Here is a 15,458-nt window from a genome sequence, read left to right as displayed (position 1 = left end):
ACGCACATAAGAATGGGCCTTTTCGCATGCAGTTGTAAGCAATGGTTTCAGTCGTCAACAGGCGCTCAGGGAGGCGTTTCGCCGTCCAGCAGGGCGCGTTCCAGCAACTGCGACAGCGAGGCGCGCAAGACCCTGGTGCGCGCCGCCAGTTCAGGCCGTTGATAACGCTCGGCCGCCAGCAGGCTCTTTTCCATGCAGCGATGGTCGCGCCTGGCCAGGCAGGCATCGGCCGTGTCGAGTTCGCGGCTGGCCAGCGCCACCTTGATGCGGCCGTCAAGTGCCATCGTATCGGCATCCTCACCCCAGCGTTTCACATACGCCGCCAGCCGCGTGGCGGCCTGCTCGGGCTTGCCAGCGTCAAACGCCTGACCGGAAGCCAGCACCACCTGCTCCCAGGCCTGCGCGCGCTTCTCCCGCTTGTCGCAGGTGACGGCTGCACTGGTGATGCTGGCCTGCAAGCGCTTCACTTGCGCGGCCGGCGCCTTGGCGCTTTTCAGCACGGCCAGGGCGCTGCGCGCACCGTCCAGGTCGCACTGCTGCGCCAGCACGGTGCCCGCCTGTACCTGCTCGGCCACGCTGGCCGGCTTGTCGGCGGGCTTGTTGACGAACCAGATACCGACCAGGGCCGCCACGGCCAGCAGCCAGGTGCGCAGGCGCACGGGCGCGCGCGGTGGCGGCACGGAGCGGGCCACGGCGGGTTTGGCGGGGGCTGGCCTGGCCGGCTGCGGCGCAACGGGTGCGGCCGCCGTTACCGGCTCGGCGGCGGGTGCCGGAGTCACGGCGGCGGGCGGCATGGGCCGCCACTGCGGCGGTACCGGCGGCGGCATCACGGCCGGCGCGGCGGGCGCGGCAGCGACCACCGGTTCCGGCATTGCCGCCGACTGGGAAGTGCCGCAAAACGGGCAATAAGCCACGCGCAGCGGCAGTTCCTTGCCGCACGCGGCATCGATACAACGATCATTTACGGGTTCAAGCACGTTACTACCTTTTTAGACATCCATCGTGGCGAACGCTGCGGCCAATACTGTCGCCAGATCCCGGCTGCGCTCCCTTGCAATATTACCCTACGCAGGCATGGCGGCGACGCCACCACTGCACCAGCCCGCACCCTGCCGCGCTTTGACACTGATCAATCGCCACCCGGCGTTGCGGCCTAAGCTGGTAGCACTCGGACAAGCAGAACGGGAGAACGCCATGCCAGCCCACCTGATCATCGAAGACGGCCAGCCCTGGTGGTGGGACAGCGCCGATATCTGGGTCGTGCCCGGCAACGACCCGAACGGCGCGCCCGGCGCACCGGTGGCCGGCGCCAATAACTTCCTGTGGGGCCGCGTGCACAATATCGGCAACAGCAGCTCGAACGGCGTGCGCGTGGATTTTTACTGGGCCGATCCATCCGGCCAGATCGCCGTCGGTTTTGCCACCAGAATCGGCTCGGCGTTTGCCGACCTGGCGCCCGGCGCCACCCAGGAAGTGCTGTGCCTGGTGCCCTGGCTGCCCGTCATCGTCAATGGCGGCCACGAATGCCTGCTGGCCGTGGCCCACGGACCGGGCGACGTCAATCCCCTGCCCGACCCGCTCCTCATCGGCTTCGCCTTCCAGCCGCAGCTGTACGAACAGATCGCCCAGCGCAATGTGACGGTGGTGCAGGCGGCGCGGCGCGCGCAGCTGCTGGCCATCAGCGTGGCGGCCCTGCCGCGCCAGGGCAAACGCGTGGTGCTGCAACTGGAACAGGGCGGCGAGCTGCCCGACGCCGTGCTGGCCACCCTGGGACTGGACAAGTGGCGTCCCGCAAAGGCGGCCAAGATCGAGGCCGGCCTTACGCGCACGCCGTATTGCGACGGCGACCGCCCCGGCGAACAGAAGCTGGAAGTCGAGGTGCCGCGCGGCCGCGCCGTGCCGGTCTACCTGAGCGTGCGCGCCGGCGAACTGGCACCGCGTGAATACGCGCTGCTGCGGGTGCTGGAAACCGTGGATGGCAAGGTGATGGGCGGCGTCACCCATGTGCTGGTCGATGCCGGCGATGACAAACAGGAGACTCCATCATGAGCGACACACCGATGCAGGTCTTGACGCGGCCCTTCGCGATCGAGCCCGTCACCAATATCATGATGCCCGATGGCATCTTCGACAACGCCCTCTACCATCTGCGCATCGCCGCCCACGTCACGAACATGTCCGGCACGGCGCTCACGAACGTCACCGTCTACCTGGAAAGCGTGGGCGACCCCGGCATCGTGCCCGTGGCGCGCACCTTTTTCTTTGCCAGCATCCCGGCCGGCGCCGCCATGCTGGTGATGTGGGACGCCAACTTCCAGCATGCGGCGCCCGGCAAGCGCCTGGTCAGCTTTGTCGCCAAGGCCGACGGCCACACGCCGCGCCGTTCGATCCAGCAGATCTTCGTGTCGCAGACGCGCTTCGACAACACCAGCAATACCTATACCTGCGCCATCGAGGAAGGCACGTTGACCCTGTCGAAGCCGCAGGGCCACCTGCCCGGCAAGGGCTGGGGCGCCTCCGACGGCAAGGAGTGCCGCTGTCCGCCCGGTCTGGGGCCAGTGGTGCCGACCGGCTTTACCCTGGCCTGGGTGCCGAATCCCGCCTATGCGGGCACGCATGGCGAGCTGCCGTTTTCCGATCCGTGGTGGAAGGTGCTGGCGATTATCATCGCCATCATCGCCGCGCTGGTGGCCATCATCGCGGCGGCCCAGGGGGCGGGCCAGGCCAGCTTCAGCGTGGGCGGCGAATTCGAGGAAACCGACCCCAGCGTCAATTGCTGCTCGCTCGAAGGCGCCGGCTCGGGCGAACCGGAGTTCACGGTGGCGGGCGTGGCCTCGGCCATCGCCTCGGGCGCGATTGCGGTGGCCTGCTCGGACGCCGCCGATCCGTTCTGGCGCGGCCAGGAAGCGACGCCACCCGCCACCGGCGAGCTGACCCTGGGCGAACGGGTGGTGGCGCAATGGGTCTTGCCGGAAGCGCCGAACGCGGGCCGGCCCTACACGGCCGACATCAAATGGCAATATGAGCGCTTTACCAGCGGCGGCACCTATCAGCATGCCGTCAGCGAAACCCAGGTCAATATCCATGTCGCCGGCCCGGTGGAAACCGATACGCCGGCCGTGGTGCAGGCGTTCGAGCCGCTATGGCTGCGCGCCAGCTTCCAGCGCGAGAACAACGATTTGTTCCGTGGCAACGAACTGTATGCGTTCGCCCTGTTCCAGGCGCCGCAGGGCCTGTATTTCGTCCAGCCGCTGGTCGACGACGGCCTCGGTTTCGACCCCGGCGCCAACGATGGCGTCTATGCGGCCAGCCTGAACCTGAAGGAAGCGTACCGCCTGCTGTTGAAATACGGCCAGCAAGTGGTCGGCACCTGGCGCGTGTTCGTGTTCGCCCAGGACGTCAACCTGACCAAGCCCGGCACCCCGCCCGAGATCGCCGCCCAGCACATCGGCGGCATGTTCGTCGCCAGCGCCATCGAGCTGACCTTCGACGACAGCCTGCCCTGTCCGCTCAAGGCGCAGGCAAGTATCGTTGTTGTTTAGGGAAACCTAAGCTGCATTATCAAGGGCGCTTGAGAAAATGCTCAGGGCAAGGCGCGTCGCCGAAGACAGTACGCCAGTACGGCGAGGCGAACGCAACGCCGCCATGGGCTTTTTATCAACCGCCCTAGGCTTTGACAACATCAACCTTGGCAATGACCGTTCTCGGCACGATCTCCGTCTCCGGGCAAGACGCCATCGCATCGGAATATTCGAGCCAGCGTTTCAGGCTGTCCATGCGGCGGATGGTGATGCCCTTGCCGTTGATATAGCCGATCTGCTCGAAGTTGGTCTGGCTGGTGGTCAGTTTCGATACCGTGGGCGCGTTCTCGACCAGGCGGTCGTAGGCCTTGCGCGCCTTGTGTTCCCACTTGGCCAGTACCGGGTCGTCGAAGCGGTTGCTCTCGAAATAGACGGTGACGGTACGGTCGTGGTTGGCGAAGCCGACAATGGCGGCGCCCTTGCGTATCGTCATCAGGACATCTTCCTTGACGCCGGTGACGGGCACCAGCAGGGCAGCGCGGCCATCGGTATCGGGCCGTTCCATCGGAATATCTTGTCCAATCAAGCTCATCGCAGCACTCTTAACATTACTCTGTTGATGTCGCACTGCCACCGTCGGCGGCAGGCTGTTTTACAAATAATACATTGCCACTAGGCACTACACAAGGTAATCAGTCGGCGGCCATGGTTCCGATGGCCAATGGCGATACAGACCGCCTGCGCCTTATAATGCGCAGTTCCAGCCTACCTGCCTTGATTTCCCCACCATGACGCTTCCAGACAATGACACCAGCCGGCTAGACGCCATCAGCGCCGCCGCCACCGAAGTGGCCGCGCAAAACGTGGCCGACCTGCTGGCCATGGCCATCTGCCACCGGCCAGACGAACCGGCGCTGCTGGTCTGCGACAAGCGCAGCTGGCTCAACCTGGTGCTGACCGACGCCTACCGGCAAGCCCTGCCGGAGGCGGCCCTGATCGATTTCGACGAGGTCACGCCCGACGCCGTGCTGGCCGCATTTGCCGCGCTGCCGGCCGGCAGCCTGGTGGTGCTGATCCAGTCGACCAGTTTCCGCCTGGAAGCATTCCGCATCCGCATCGAACTGTTCAAGCGCGGCCTGAAGGTGATCGAACACGTGCACCTGTCGCGCATGCCCGGCGTGCAGGGCTTGCACTATATCGCGTCGCTGGCCTACGACCCCGCCTACTACCGCGGCGTCGGCCACGCCTTGAAAGAGCGCATCGACCGTGCCCGCCACGGCATGGTCGACAGCGGCGGCGAGCAACTGGTGTTCGCCTCGCCGTTCGAATCGGCCAAGCTCAATATCGGCGACTACAGCGGCATGAACAATATCGGCGGCCAGTTTCCGCTGGGCGAAGTATTCACCGAGGCGCAAGACCTGGAAGCCGTCAACGGCCGCGTGCGCATCTTCGTGTTCGGCGATACCAAATTCATGGTCAACCGCCCCGATACGCCCATCACCCTGATCGTCGAGAAGGGCCGCGTGGCCGGCACCGAGAACGCCACGCCCGAGTTCCTCGACATGCTGGAGATTATCCGCGCCCACGAAGGCGAGGTCTGGGTGCGCGAACTGGGCTTCGGCATGAACCGCGCCTTTACGCGCGAACAGCTGGTCAACGATATCGGCACGTACGAGCGCATGTGCGGCATCCACCTGTCGCTGGGCGCCAAGCACGGCGTCTACACCAAGCCGCAGTTCAAACGCAAGGACGCGCGCTACCACGTCGATATCTTTGCCGTCACCGAAGCGGTCTACCTCGACGACGAGCGCGTCTATGCCGACGGCGCCTGGCAAGTCTGAGCCGCCCTTCCTGCTCTCCCTTCTTTCGCTTTCCCTGCCAAAAGGCAGGGAAAACCCCTCTTCTGCGCCGATATTCAACATTGATACAACACCTGCATATCAAAATGAGATATTAATTACATAAAATTTTCCGCAGGGAAAATAGTTGATATATATTCTGCGCTCCGCAGTGATGACCCCACCCCCGTCTATCCAGCGCCAGCTCCCATCAGGAGCCGGCAGCCCCACTGCATCCCGAACAAACTCATTTTGGAGTCAGCTGCAATGCGTTCTTTTCTCAATAACATCACCATCGGCAGGCGCTTGCTGCTGGGCTTTGCCGTGGTAATGCTGTGTTCGTTGCTGGCGATCGGCATCGGTATTGCCCGCCTGCACACGGTGGCCGAGTCGACCCGCCAGTTGCTGGACGAACCGCTGGCCAGCGAGCGCCATATCAGCGACTGGTACCGCAATGTATTTGCAGGCGTGCGCCGCAGCCTGGCGATTGCCAAGAGCAGCGACGGTTCGCTCAACGAATTCTTCGCCGCCGATATCGCCGAATCGACGCGCAACTCGTCGGAATTGCAAAAACTGATCGAGCCATCCATCAATACGCCGGAAGAACAAAAGATATGGGGCGAGCTCGGTGAACTGCGCAAGCAATACCTGTCGTCGCGCGACGAAGTGCTGGCGCTGAAAAAACAGGGCGAATCCGAAAAAGCCTCGACCCTGGTCGACAGCAAATTTTCTCCGGTAGCAAAAAACTATGCGGACAAGATCAAAGAGCTGCTGCAATACGAACGCGACGACCTCAACCGCCGCGCGCAGGAAATCCAGCAGATCTATGAAACCAGCCGCAACCTGATGCTGGCCCTGACGGTGCTGATGGTGCTGTTCGTGCTGGTATGCGCGTCGCTGCTGGCGCGCTCGATCACGGTACCGCTGGCAAAAGCGGTGCAGCTGGCGCGCCAGGTGGCCGATGGCGACCTGACCTCCACCGTCACCAGCTCGGCGCGCGACGAAGCGGGGCAACTGCTGCGCGCGCTGGGCGAGATGAACGGCAAGCTATCGGGCATGGTCAGCGAGGTGCGCGGCTCGAGCGACACCATCAATACGGCCTCGCAGGAAATCGCCGCCGGCAATGCCGACCTGTCGAGCCGCACCGAATCGCAAGCCAGTTCACTGGAGGAAACCGCCAGCTCGATGGAAGAGCTGACGTCCACCGTGCGGCAAAATGCCGACAATGCGCGCCAGGCCAATCAACTGGTGATTTCGGCCAGCGGCGTGGCCGGTCGCGGCGGCAGCGTGGTCGAGCAGGTGGTGACCACCATGAACGGCATCAAGGACAGCTCGCGCAAGATCGCCGACATTATCGGCGTGATCGACGGCATTGCCTTCCAGACCAATATCCTGGCACTGAACGCGGCGGTGGAAGCGGCGCGCGCCGGTGAGCAAGGACGCGGCTTTGCCGTGGTCGCCACCGAAGTGCGCAACCTGGCCCAGCGCAGCGCCGGTGCGGCCAAGGAAATCAAGACCCTGATCGGCGACTCCGTCAGCCAGATCGAGCAGGGCGGCGCACTGGTCGACGAGGCGGGCAAGACCATGGAAGAAATCGTCACCAGCGTGCGCCAGGTGGCCGACATCATGGCGGAGATCACGGCCGCCAGCGCCGAGCAAAGCGCCGGCATCGAGCAGGTCAACATGGCCATCACGCAGATGGATCAAATGACCCAGCAGAACGCGGCGCTGGTCGAGCAATCGTCGGCGGCGGCCGAAAGCATGCAGCAGCAGGCGGGTACCTTGGCGCAGGCGATGGCGGTGTTCAAGACCGGTGCCGCCAGCACGCCGGCCTTGCAGCGGCCCACTGCGCCAAGGCGCGAGCGCCAGCGTCTGGCGGCGTAGCTACACAATCCCGGCCGCCGCCAGCTCGCGGTCCCATAGCGGCACCGGCTGGTACTCAAGCACCAGGAAGTCGATCAGGGCGCGCACCTTGGGCGACAACTGGCGGCTGGCCGGATACAGCGCGCTCAGGTAGTTCAGCGGCAGCGACCAGCCGGCCAGCACCGGCACCAGGCTGCCATCAAGCAACGCGCGCCAGGCAAGAAACGTGGTGCTGTAGACGATGCCCAGGCCCTGCTTTGCGGCCTGCTGCAGCACCAGGCCGTTATTGGCCGTAAAGCCCGCCTGCACGCGCACGCTCACCTCCTCACGCTGGCCTCCCTCGTCCCGCTGAAAATGCCAGTTGGTGCCATCGGTCAGGTGGCTGAAATGCAGGCACTGGTGGTGCAATAAATCTTGCGGCGTTTGCGGCATGCCCTGTTGCGCCAGGTAGGCGGGGCTGGCGCACAGCACGGCGCGGCACGGCGCCAGCGGGCGCATGGCCAGCGCGCTGCTGTCGGGAATGCCGCCGACGCGGATGGTCAAGTCGAAGCCGTGGCGTATCGGATCGAGCAGCGCATCGTCGACAAACAGTTCGGCCCGCAGTTGCGGATGCAGCAGGCTGAAGCGGGCCACCGCGTCGGCCAGCCAGGCGCTGCCAAAACTGGACGGCGCCTGGATGCGCAGCGGCCCGGCCAGCGCCGCGCCCGTTTGCACCACCTGCGCCACCGAACGGGCCGCTTCCTGCGCCTGGCTGACGGTGGCCATGCACGGCGCCAGATAAGCCCGCCCCGCATCGGTCAAACTCACTTCGCGCGTCGAGCGGTGCAGCAGGCGGGCGTTGAGCTTGTCTTCCAGCTGCATGATGGTCTTGCTGACCATGGCGCGTGACAGGCCCAGGCGCTGGCCGGCCACGGTGAAGCTGCGCTGCTGCGCCACTTCCACGAAAATTTCCATCGCTTGCAATTGATCCATATCAAAGATTGTCTGCGTTTTGGCGACAATCTGTCAACCGATGATCGATTGTTTGCCATGCACACCCATCCTACAATGGCGTCTTCCATCACCTTCCGGAGCCGCCGCCATGCTGACACTTGAACAAAAAGAACAATACCAACGCGACGGCTACCTGGTGCTGCCCGGCTTCAAGAGCCTCGATGAAATCGCCGCCCTGCGTGCGCGCGCCGAGCAGATTGTCAACGAATTCGATCCCAGCGTCAGCCAGTCGATTTTCACCACGCGCGATCAGGCGAAAAACACCAACGATTATTTTCTCGCCTCCGACAACACCATCCGCTGCTTTTTTGAAGAAGAAGCGTTCGGCCCGGACGGCCAGCTGAAGCAGGCCAAGTCGCTGTCGATCAACAAGATCGGCCACGCCATGCACGACCTGGACCCCGTGTTCCGCGCTTTTTCCGCCGATCCGGCACTGGCGCAAGTGGCGCGCGACCTGGGCCTGGCCGACGCGCAAGTGTGGCAATCGATGTATATCTTCAAGCAGCCCGGCATCGGCGGCGAAGTGCGCTGGCACCAGGACGCCACCTATTTTGAAACCACGCCGATCAGCGTGACCACCTTCTGGTTCGCGCTGGAAGACGCGACCCTGGACAACGGCTGCCTGTGGGCCGAACCGGGCGGCCACCGCGGCCCGCTGCGCGAACGCTTTATCCGCAACGGCGACCAGGTACGCGTGGAAAAACTCGATGCGACGCCCTGGCCCGACGACAGCACCGCCGTGCCACTGGAAGTCAAGGCCGGCGCCCTGGTCTGCTTCCACGGCCTGCTGCCGCACTACAGCGCGCCGAACCGCTCGCCCGTCTCGCGCCACGCCTATACGCTACACGCCACCGACGGCCAGACCGAATACGCGGCGCATAACTGGATACAGCGCGACGCCTCGTTGCCGGTGCGGGGTTTCGAGTAATGCGTATCCAGATTTTTGCGCCGCAGTGGGGCAATAACGAGCTGCCGGCCGCCGTGTTTATCGACAAGGTGCTGGCGGCCGGTTTCGACGGCATCGAGATGTCGCTGCCGCTGGACGTGGCCCTGCGCGAGGAGTGGACCGGCCGCATCGCCGACGCCGGCCTGGCCCTGATCGCCGCGCAGTGGGAGACCGTGTTCCACAGCGATTTCAAGCAGCATCGCGCCGCGCTGGCCGAACTGCTGGAGAACGCCTGCCTGGCGCGCCCCGTGCTGGTCAACACGCACACGGGCAAGGATTACTACAGCCAGGCGCAAAACGCCGAACTGATCGAATTGGCAGCCGCCATTTCGGACAGGCACGGCGTGCCCATCGTGCATGAAATCCACCGCAGCCGTTTCAGCGGCCACCCGATGCTGCTGCTGCCCTACCTGGACCAGTTCCCGCAGTTGCCCCTGACGGCCGACCTGTCGCACTGGTGCTGCGCCTGCGAATCGCTGCTGGCCGATCAACCGCACACGCTGGCCCGCACCCTGCCCCAGGTGCGCCATATCCATGCGCGCGTGGGCCATGCGCAAGGGCCGCAGGTGGCCGACTTCCGCGCACCGGAAGCCAGGGAGGCGCTGGACGCCCACCTGTCCTGGTGGGACCAGATCGTGGCGCTGCGACGCGCGGCCGGCGCCGAACTGCTGACGTTTACGCCCGAATTCGGCCCGGCGCCGTATCTGCAAACGCTGCCTTGGACGCAGCAGCCGGTTGCCGATGCGTGGCAGCAGAATGTGGCGATGCTGCACCTGCTGCGCCAGCGCTACGCCGATTGAGCAAAATTGGCCTGCACGAAATCGATAAACGCGCGCAGCGGCGCCGGCAGATGGCGCCGGCCCGCATAGTATAGAAACGGGCCGGGAAACGGCATCGCCCAGTCCTCCAGCACCGGCTGCAGCTGGCCCGCATCGATATGCGGCTGCAGCCATTCTTCAAACAGATACACCAGGCCATGGCCGGCGATGGCCATGCTGACCGCAAAATCGAAGGCCGTCGGCGTGACGATAATCGGTCCGCCGGGCTCCACGCTCACCTTCTGCCCGTCGCGCTCGAATTCCCACGCCGGAATCGCGCCACTCAAGAATTTCCCCAGCAGGCAGTCATGCTGCAGCAGGTCGCGCGGATGCGCCGGCACGCCGCGCCGCGCCAGGTAGGACGGCGCGCCCGCCACCGCGAAACGCTGCGTGCGCGGGCCGATCGGGATGGCGATCATGTCCTGTTCCAGCCGCTCGCCATAGCGGATGCCGGCGTCGCAGCCGCTGGCGACGATATCGACGAAATTATTATCGACCACCAGTTCCAGCACGATGTGCGGGTAGGCGCGCAGGAATTGGTCAACCATCGGCTGCAGGAAGAAGCGCGCCGCGTTGACCGGCACGTTCAGGCGCAAGCTGCCGCGCGGACTGTCGCGCAAATCGTTCAGCACATCGAGCGCGCCGGCCACCTCGCTCAAGGCGGGCCGCAGGCGCGACAGCAGCAGCGCGCCAGCCTCGGTCGGCGTCACGCTGCGCGTGGTACGCAGCAGCAGGCGGATGCCCAGCTGCTGCTCCAGGCGGCGCACCGCCTCGCTCATGGCCGACGCCGACTGGCCGGACAGGCGCGCGGCCTGGCGAAAACCCTGGTGCTGGGGTACTTGGGCAAAGGTGGCCAGGTCGGCCATGGAAGGACTGGATGGATGCATATGATTGTGCGTAAATGCGCACAGCCTGTGCGCGATTGCCCCGATTATCACACAGCGCCATCGGCGCTACCATGACTGTTCCCGTATCCCGATCCACCCCACAGGAGCAGCCATGACCACCTATTCTCCCAATCAGCACCAGTTCACGCCCGCCGGTTCCGATCTCGTTTTCAACCGCATCGGCTACGGCGCCATGCAGCTGGCCGGCCCCCACGTGTGGGGTCCGCCGAAAGACCGCGCCGCCGCCGTGGCCGTGCTGCGCGAGGCCATCGAGCTGGGCATCAACCATATCGACACCTCGGATTTTTATGGCCCGCACATCACCAACCAGATCATCCGCGAAGCGCTGCACCCTTACCGCGACGGTCTCGCCATCGTCACCAAGATCGGCTTCGTGCGCGGCGCCGACCAGTCCTGGCTGCCGGCCGCCTCGCCGCAGCAACTGCGCGACGCCGTGCACGACAACCTGCGCAACCTGGGCCTCGATGTGCTCGACGTGGTCAACCTGCGCGCACCCGGGCTGGACGGCGCCGACGGCTCCTCGCTGGCCGAGCCGCTGGCCGCGCTGGCAAAGCTGCAGCAGGAAGGGCTGGTACGCCATATCGGCCTGTCCAATGTCGATGCGGCGCAAGTGGCCGAAGCGCAGGCCATCACGCCGATTGTCTGCGTGCAGAATCACTACAACCTGGCGCACCGGGTCGACGACGCGCTGATCGACAGCCTGGCCGCGCAAGGCATCGCCTATGTCCCCTTCTTCCCGCTCGGCGGTTTTTCGCCGCTGCAGTCCGATGCCTTGAGCCAGGTGGCGGCCAGCCTGCAGGCGACACCGATGCAGGTGGCGCTGGCCTGGCTGCTGCAGCGCGCGCCGAACATGCTGGTGATCCCCGGCACCTCGTCGGTGGCCCATCTGCGTGAAAACGTCGCCGCCGGTGGACTGACGCTCGATGCGCCAGCGCTGGCCGCACTGGCGTCGCTTGCAACTTGATTGCAAATCGCTTGTAATTAGATCGCGCGCTATATATACTGTGCAGATGGATACCAACAACCCCCTGCACCAGGTGCCGCGCCTGGACAGCCAGCTGTGCTTCGCGCTGTACTCGACCTCGCTTGCCATGAACAAGCTGTACCGCAAGCTCCTGCGCAAGCTGGGCCTGACCTATTCGCAATACCTGGTGATGATGGTGTTGTGGGAGCGCGACGGCCTGAGCGTGTCCGAGGTGGGCGAGCGCCTGTTCCTCGACTCGGCCACCCTCACGCCCCTGCTCAAGCGCATGGAGCAGGCCGGCCTGTTGAACCGCACGCGCGCCGCCAGCGACGAGCGACAAGTCATCATCACGCTGACGGACGCGGGCAGCGAGTTGCGCGAGCAGGCGGCGCTGCTGCCGGAAGCGATTTTGACGGCCAGCCAGTGCAGCGTGGCGCAAGTTGTAGATATGAAACAACAGCTCGACCAGTTGCGTGCCAGCCTGATGAAAAGTGAGTAAACCGGCGCTTTTTCCAAGCAAAATAAGGCGAATCCCGGCATGCACGGCGCCAGCCAAAAGCTGGCATAAAATTCGCCTTTCTTTATTACAAATCGATACAAGGCCGACCCTCCCCTGCGTTTAGAATAGTCGCCACTATTTCTTTACAACAATATCAGGGTGAACATGCGCATTCTTTCCGGCTCCGCGGCCTGCCTGGCTTTTTGCTTTACCGTTTCCGCCTTTGCCGCCGAGCCCTTCGACGACAAGTTCCGCCAGCTGGAAGAATTGCTGCCCACCCCGAACACCTACCGCACCGCCTCCGGCGCGCCCGGCCACGCCTACTGGCAGCAGCGCGCCGACTACACCATCCGCGCCACGCTCGACGAAGCGAAACGCGAGATCACCGGCAGCGGCACCGTCACCTATCACAACAAGTCGCCCGATACCCTGGGCTATCTGTGGGTGCAGCTGGACCAGAATATCTACAAGCCGGACTCCGACGCGCGCCGCATGGCCACTGCGCCCTCGCGCCAGGCCTGGGCCAAGACGGCCGGCGAAGACACCATGAAATTCGAAGGCCTGCGCGGCATCCTGGCGCGCGGCGACTTCCAGGGCGGCTTCAATATCCGTGCGCTCAAGGGCGCCGATGGCCAGCCTTTGAAGCACGTCATCAACCGCACCATGATGCGCATCGACCTGCCGCAACCCTTGAAACCGGGCCAGGATTTCGTATTCCAGATCGACTGGGACTACCGCATCAACGAACAGAAGGTGCTGGGCGGGCGCGCCGGCTACGAGTATTTTGCCGAGGACAAGAACGCGCTGTTCGAAGTGGCGCAGTGGTTCCCGCGCATGGCCGCCTACTACGATGCGGCCGGCTGGCAGCACAAGCAGTTCCTGGGCTCGGGCGAATTCACGCTGGAATTCGGCGACTACGACGTGCAGCTGACGGTGCCGGCCGACCATGTGGTGGCCTCCACGGGCGAACTGCAAAACCCGCAGGATGTCCTCACGCCGGCCCAGCGCGAGCGCCTGGAAAAGGCGCGCACCAGCGACAAGCCGGTGATCATCGTCACGCAGAAGGAAGCCGAAGCGGCCGAAAAATCGGTCAGCCGCGCGCAGAAGACCTGGCATTTCAAGGCCGCCAATGTGCGCGATTTCGCCTGGGCCTCGAGCCGCAAGTTCATCTGGGATGCGCAAGGCTACAAGAAGGACGGCAGCGACGTGATGGCCATGTCCTACTATCCGAAGGAAGGCAATCCGCTGTGGGAAAAATACAGCACGCAGGCCATCGTCCACACCATCGAACAGTACAACAAGTACAGCATCGACTATCCGTACCCGACCGCGATCTCCGTCAACGGCCCGGTGGGCGGCATGGAATACCCGATGATTTCGTTCAACGGCCCGCGCCCCGTCAAGGATAAAAAGACGGGCGAGCTGACGTATTCGAAGCGCACCAAATATGGCCTGATCGGCGTGATCATCCATGAGGTGGGCCACAACTACTATCCGATGATCATCAACTCGGACGAGCGCCAGTGGACCTGGATGGACGAGGGCCTGAACACCTTCGTGCAGTACCTGGCGCAGCAGGCATGGGAAGAAAATTATCCGGCCTCGCGTGGCGAGCCGCGCGAGATCGTCGACTACATGCGTAGCCGCGACCAGGTGCCGATCATGACCAATTCCGAATCCTTGCTGCAGTTCGGTAACAACGCCTACGCCAAGCCGGCGGCCGGCCTGAACATCCTGCGCGAAACCATTCTGGGCCGCGAGCTGTTCGACTACGCCTTCAAGGAATATGCGCAGCGCTGGAAGTTCAAGCGCCCCACGCCGGCCGACTTTTTCCGCACCATGGAAGACGCCTCCGGCACCGACCTGGACTGGTTCTGGCGCGGCTGGTTCTACACCACCGATGCGGTCGACATCAGCATCGACGGCATCAGCGAATACGGCGTAAGCAGCAAAAATCCGGAAACGGAAAAAGCCTGGAAGAAGGCGCAGAAAGCGGCCCAGCCGGAATCCGTCACCGACCGCGCCAACAAGGGCATGCCGCGCCGGGTCGACGCGCACCCGGAGCTGAAGGATTTCTATAACCAGCACGACGACTACACCGTCACCAACAAGGACCGCAACGCCTACGCCGAAGCGATCGCCAGCCTGGAACCGTGGGAAAAAGAGCTGCTGAAACAGGGCAAGCATCTGTACCTGGTCGACCTGTCCAACCTGGGCGGCATGGTGATGCCCTTGATCCTCGAGATCGAACTGAAAAGCGGCAAGAAATACATCGAGCGCGTACCGGCCGAAGTGTGGCGCTACTCGCCGAAGAAAATCACCAAGGTCGTCATCACGGACGAACCGATAGTGGGCCTGGTGCAGGACCCGTACTGGGAAACGGCCGACATCGACACCAGCAACAACAGCTGGCCGCGCAAGCTGACGCCGTCGCGCCTGGAACTGTTCAAGAGCGAGAAGTCGCCCAAGGAAAACCTGATGCGCGACTTTAATACACCCTTGAAAGCCAAAGGCGCAGCGGGCGACAAGGACGGCGAGTCGTGATCAAGGCTACCCTGCTGGCCCTGACCCTGGCCGTGGCCAGCACGGCTGCCTTCGCCCATAACTACCATATGGGCATCGCCGACATCAGCTACAACCCGTCCAGCGGCAGCACGGAAATCGTCCACACCTATACCGGCCACGACGTCGAGGCGCTGCTGACCCAGGTCTACCAGCGCCAGTTCGACCTGGGCCAGAAAGACAGCGAAGCGGCGCTGCGCCGCTACGTGGAAAAGCAGTTTCATATCACGGCCGCCAACGGCAAGCGCCTGCGCCTGGACTGGGTCGGCATCAAGGTCAATGCCGACAATGTGGTGATCTTCCAGGAGATCCCCCGCACCCGCCTGGCACCCGGCGCCCGCATCCACCACCAGCTGCTGACCGATTTCCTGCCCGGCCAGCGCAATACCCTCAATGTGCAGGACGGCGAGAAGATCCAGACGCTGTTCTTTGACCAGAAAAACGTTGAGTTACCCATCAAGTAGGTCGGGTAGATACTGTTATCCCCGTCAAGCGTTGTGCAAGGTTGGATCAAATATTTTTCCCGACCTGAGCACGCCGAATGCC

At 64.0% G+C, this 15,458-nt stretch carries 14 protein-coding genes; 10 read left to right on the top strand and 4 right to left on the bottom strand.

The features are described 5' to 3' along the window. Positions 1 to 65: 65 nt before the first annotated feature. Positions 66 to 977, bottom strand: a complete 912-nt coding sequence (locus ACP7B7_RS19075) for a hypothetical protein (RefSeq protein WP_426077712.1) — start codon at positions 975 to 977, stop codon at positions 66 to 68. A 217-nt stretch (positions 978 to 1,194) separates the two neighbouring features. Here ACP7B7_RS19075 and ACP7B7_RS19070 point away from each other — a divergent pair, with 217 nt between their 5' ends. Continuing rightward, on the top strand, positions 1,195 to 2,049 hold the full coding sequence (locus ACP7B7_RS19070) for a hypothetical protein (RefSeq protein WP_308924732.1): 855 nt from the start codon (positions 1,195 to 1,197) through the stop codon (positions 2,047 to 2,049). Then, entirely contained in the window at positions 2,046 to 3,542 is a 1,497-nt protein-coding gene (locus ACP7B7_RS19065; RefSeq protein WP_426077710.1) for a choice-of-anchor X domain-containing protein, read from the top strand. Before ACP7B7_RS19070 ends, ACP7B7_RS19065 begins: the two co-directional genes overlap by 4 nt. 124 nt (positions 3,543 to 3,666) lie before the next feature. Here the strand turns inward: ACP7B7_RS19065 and ACP7B7_RS19060 are convergent, their stop codons facing one another. Further along, positions 3,667 to 4,113: a hypothetical protein gene (locus ACP7B7_RS19060; RefSeq protein ID WP_308924730.1), complete on the bottom strand. Its 447-nt coding sequence runs from the start codon at positions 4,111 to 4,113 to the stop codon at positions 3,667 to 3,669. 196 nt (positions 4,114 to 4,309) lie between these two features. On the opposite strand from ACP7B7_RS19060, the gene ACP7B7_RS19055 reads away from it, so the two are divergent. Both ACP7B7_RS19055 and ACP7B7_RS19050 read left to right on the top strand, forming a co-directional pair. Beyond that, positions 4,310 to 5,362: a hypothetical protein gene (locus ACP7B7_RS19055; RefSeq protein ID WP_426077709.1), complete on the top strand. Its 1,053-nt coding sequence runs from the start codon at positions 4,310 to 4,312 to the stop codon at positions 5,360 to 5,362. Between the two features lie 264 nt (positions 5,363 to 5,626). Then, positions 5,627 to 7,243, top strand: coding sequence for a methyl-accepting chemotaxis protein (locus ACP7B7_RS19050; RefSeq protein ID WP_426077708.1), 1,617 nt, complete (start codon positions 5,627 to 5,629; stop codon positions 7,241 to 7,243). Here the strand turns inward: ACP7B7_RS19050 and ACP7B7_RS19045 are convergent, their stop codons facing one another. Continuing rightward, positions 7,244 to 8,194, bottom strand: a complete 951-nt coding sequence (locus tag ACP7B7_RS19045; protein WP_426077707.1) for a LysR family transcriptional regulator — start codon at positions 8,192 to 8,194, stop codon at positions 7,244 to 7,246. 109 nt (positions 8,195 to 8,303) lie between these two features. On the opposite strand from ACP7B7_RS19045, the gene ACP7B7_RS19040 reads away from it, so the two are divergent. After that, complete coding sequence (locus ACP7B7_RS19040; RefSeq protein WP_308924726.1) at positions 8,304 to 9,143, top strand: phytanoyl-CoA dioxygenase family protein; 840 nt, start codon at positions 8,304 to 8,306, stop codon at positions 9,141 to 9,143. Beyond that, complete coding sequence (locus tag ACP7B7_RS19035; RefSeq protein ID WP_308924725.1) at positions 9,143 to 9,961, top strand: sugar phosphate isomerase/epimerase family protein; 819 nt, start codon at positions 9,143 to 9,145, stop codon at positions 9,959 to 9,961. The genes ACP7B7_RS19040 and ACP7B7_RS19035 overlap by 1 nt, the downstream gene beginning before the upstream one ends. Here the strand turns inward: ACP7B7_RS19035 and ACP7B7_RS19030 are convergent. Next, positions 9,949 to 10,866, bottom strand: coding sequence for a LysR family transcriptional regulator (locus ACP7B7_RS19030; RefSeq protein WP_308924724.1), 918 nt, complete (start codon positions 10,864 to 10,866; stop codon positions 9,949 to 9,951). The two genes, ACP7B7_RS19035 and ACP7B7_RS19030, sit on opposite strands and share 13 nt — an antisense overlap. A 112-nt stretch (positions 10,867 to 10,978) precedes the next feature. Here ACP7B7_RS19030 and ACP7B7_RS19025 point away from each other — a divergent pair, with 112 nt between their 5' ends. The 4 genes from ACP7B7_RS19025 to ACP7B7_RS19010 all read left to right on the top strand — a co-directional run bounded on the left by ACP7B7_RS19025 (position 10,979) and on the right by ACP7B7_RS19010 (position 15,376). After that, positions 10,979 to 11,851: an oxidoreductase gene (locus ACP7B7_RS19025; protein WP_426077706.1), complete on the top strand. Its 873-nt coding sequence runs from the start codon at positions 10,979 to 10,981 to the stop codon at positions 11,849 to 11,851. A 46-nt stretch (positions 11,852 to 11,897) separates the two neighbouring features. After that, a complete protein-coding gene (locus ACP7B7_RS19020; protein WP_308924722.1) occupies positions 11,898 to 12,350 on the top strand; it encodes a MarR family winged helix-turn-helix transcriptional regulator in 453 nt (150 codons plus the stop codon). A gap of 165 nt (positions 12,351 to 12,515) precedes the next feature. Then, positions 12,516 to 14,894 carry a M1 family metallopeptidase gene (locus ACP7B7_RS19015; RefSeq protein ID WP_426077705.1) on the top strand — a complete coding sequence of 793 codons (2,379 nt, stop codon included), beginning with the start codon at positions 12,516 to 12,518 and terminating at the stop codon, positions 14,892 to 14,894. Then, positions 14,891 to 15,376, top strand: coding sequence for a DUF6702 family protein (locus tag ACP7B7_RS19010; RefSeq protein WP_426077704.1), 486 nt, complete (start codon positions 14,891 to 14,893; stop codon positions 15,374 to 15,376). The genes ACP7B7_RS19015 and ACP7B7_RS19010 overlap by 4 nt, the downstream gene beginning before the upstream one ends. Positions 15,377 to 15,458 lie beyond the last annotated feature (82 nt).

This window comes from Janthinobacterium sp. PSPC3-1, assembly GCF_049896105.1.
GTDB lineage: Bacteria > Pseudomonadota > Gammaproteobacteria > Burkholderiales > Burkholderiaceae_D > Janthinobacterium.
The sequence above is the reverse complement of the archived record's forward strand: the minus strand, read 5'-3'. Positions and strand labels throughout refer to the sequence as shown.

What these genes read in the sequence shown, in the direction of transcription:
- ACP7B7_RS19070 (WP_308924732.1), top strand. Translation starts at nt 1,195, where the DNA reads ATGCCAGCCCACCTGATCATCGAAGACGGCCAGCCCTGGTGGTGGGAC.
- ACP7B7_RS19065 (WP_426077710.1), top strand. Translation starts at nt 2,046, where the DNA reads ATGAGCGACACACCGATGCAGGTCTTGACGCGGCCCTTCGCGATCGAG.
- ACP7B7_RS19060 (WP_308924730.1), bottom strand. Translation starts at nt 4,113, where the DNA reads ATGAGCTTGATTGGACAAGATATTCCGATGGAACGGCCCGATACCGAT.
- ACP7B7_RS19055 (WP_426077709.1), top strand. Translation starts at nt 4,310, where the DNA reads ATGACGCTTCCAGACAATGACACCAGCCGGCTAGACGCCATCAGCGCC.
- ACP7B7_RS19050 (WP_426077708.1), top strand. Translation starts at nt 5,627, where the DNA reads ATGCGTTCTTTTCTCAATAACATCACCATCGGCAGGCGCTTGCTGCTG.
- ACP7B7_RS19045 (WP_426077707.1), bottom strand. Translation starts at nt 8,194, where the DNA reads ATGGATCAATTGCAAGCGATGGAAATTTTCGTGGAAGTGGCGCAGCAG.
- ACP7B7_RS19040 (WP_308924726.1), top strand. Translation starts at nt 8,304, where the DNA reads ATGCTGACACTTGAACAAAAAGAACAATACCAACGCGACGGCTACCTG.
- ACP7B7_RS19035 (WP_308924725.1), top strand. Translation starts at nt 9,143, where the DNA reads ATGCGTATCCAGATTTTTGCGCCGCAGTGGGGCAATAACGAGCTGCCG.
- ACP7B7_RS19030 (WP_308924724.1), bottom strand. Translation starts at nt 10,866, where the DNA reads ATGCATCCATCCAGTCCTTCCATGGCCGACCTGGCCACCTTTGCCCAA.
- ACP7B7_RS19025 (WP_426077706.1), top strand. Translation starts at nt 10,979, where the DNA reads ATGACCACCTATTCTCCCAATCAGCACCAGTTCACGCCCGCCGGTTCC.
- ACP7B7_RS19020 (WP_308924722.1), top strand. Translation starts at nt 11,898, where the DNA reads ATGGATACCAACAACCCCCTGCACCAGGTGCCGCGCCTGGACAGCCAG.
- ACP7B7_RS19015 (WP_426077705.1), top strand. Translation starts at nt 12,516, where the DNA reads ATGCGCATTCTTTCCGGCTCCGCGGCCTGCCTGGCTTTTTGCTTTACC.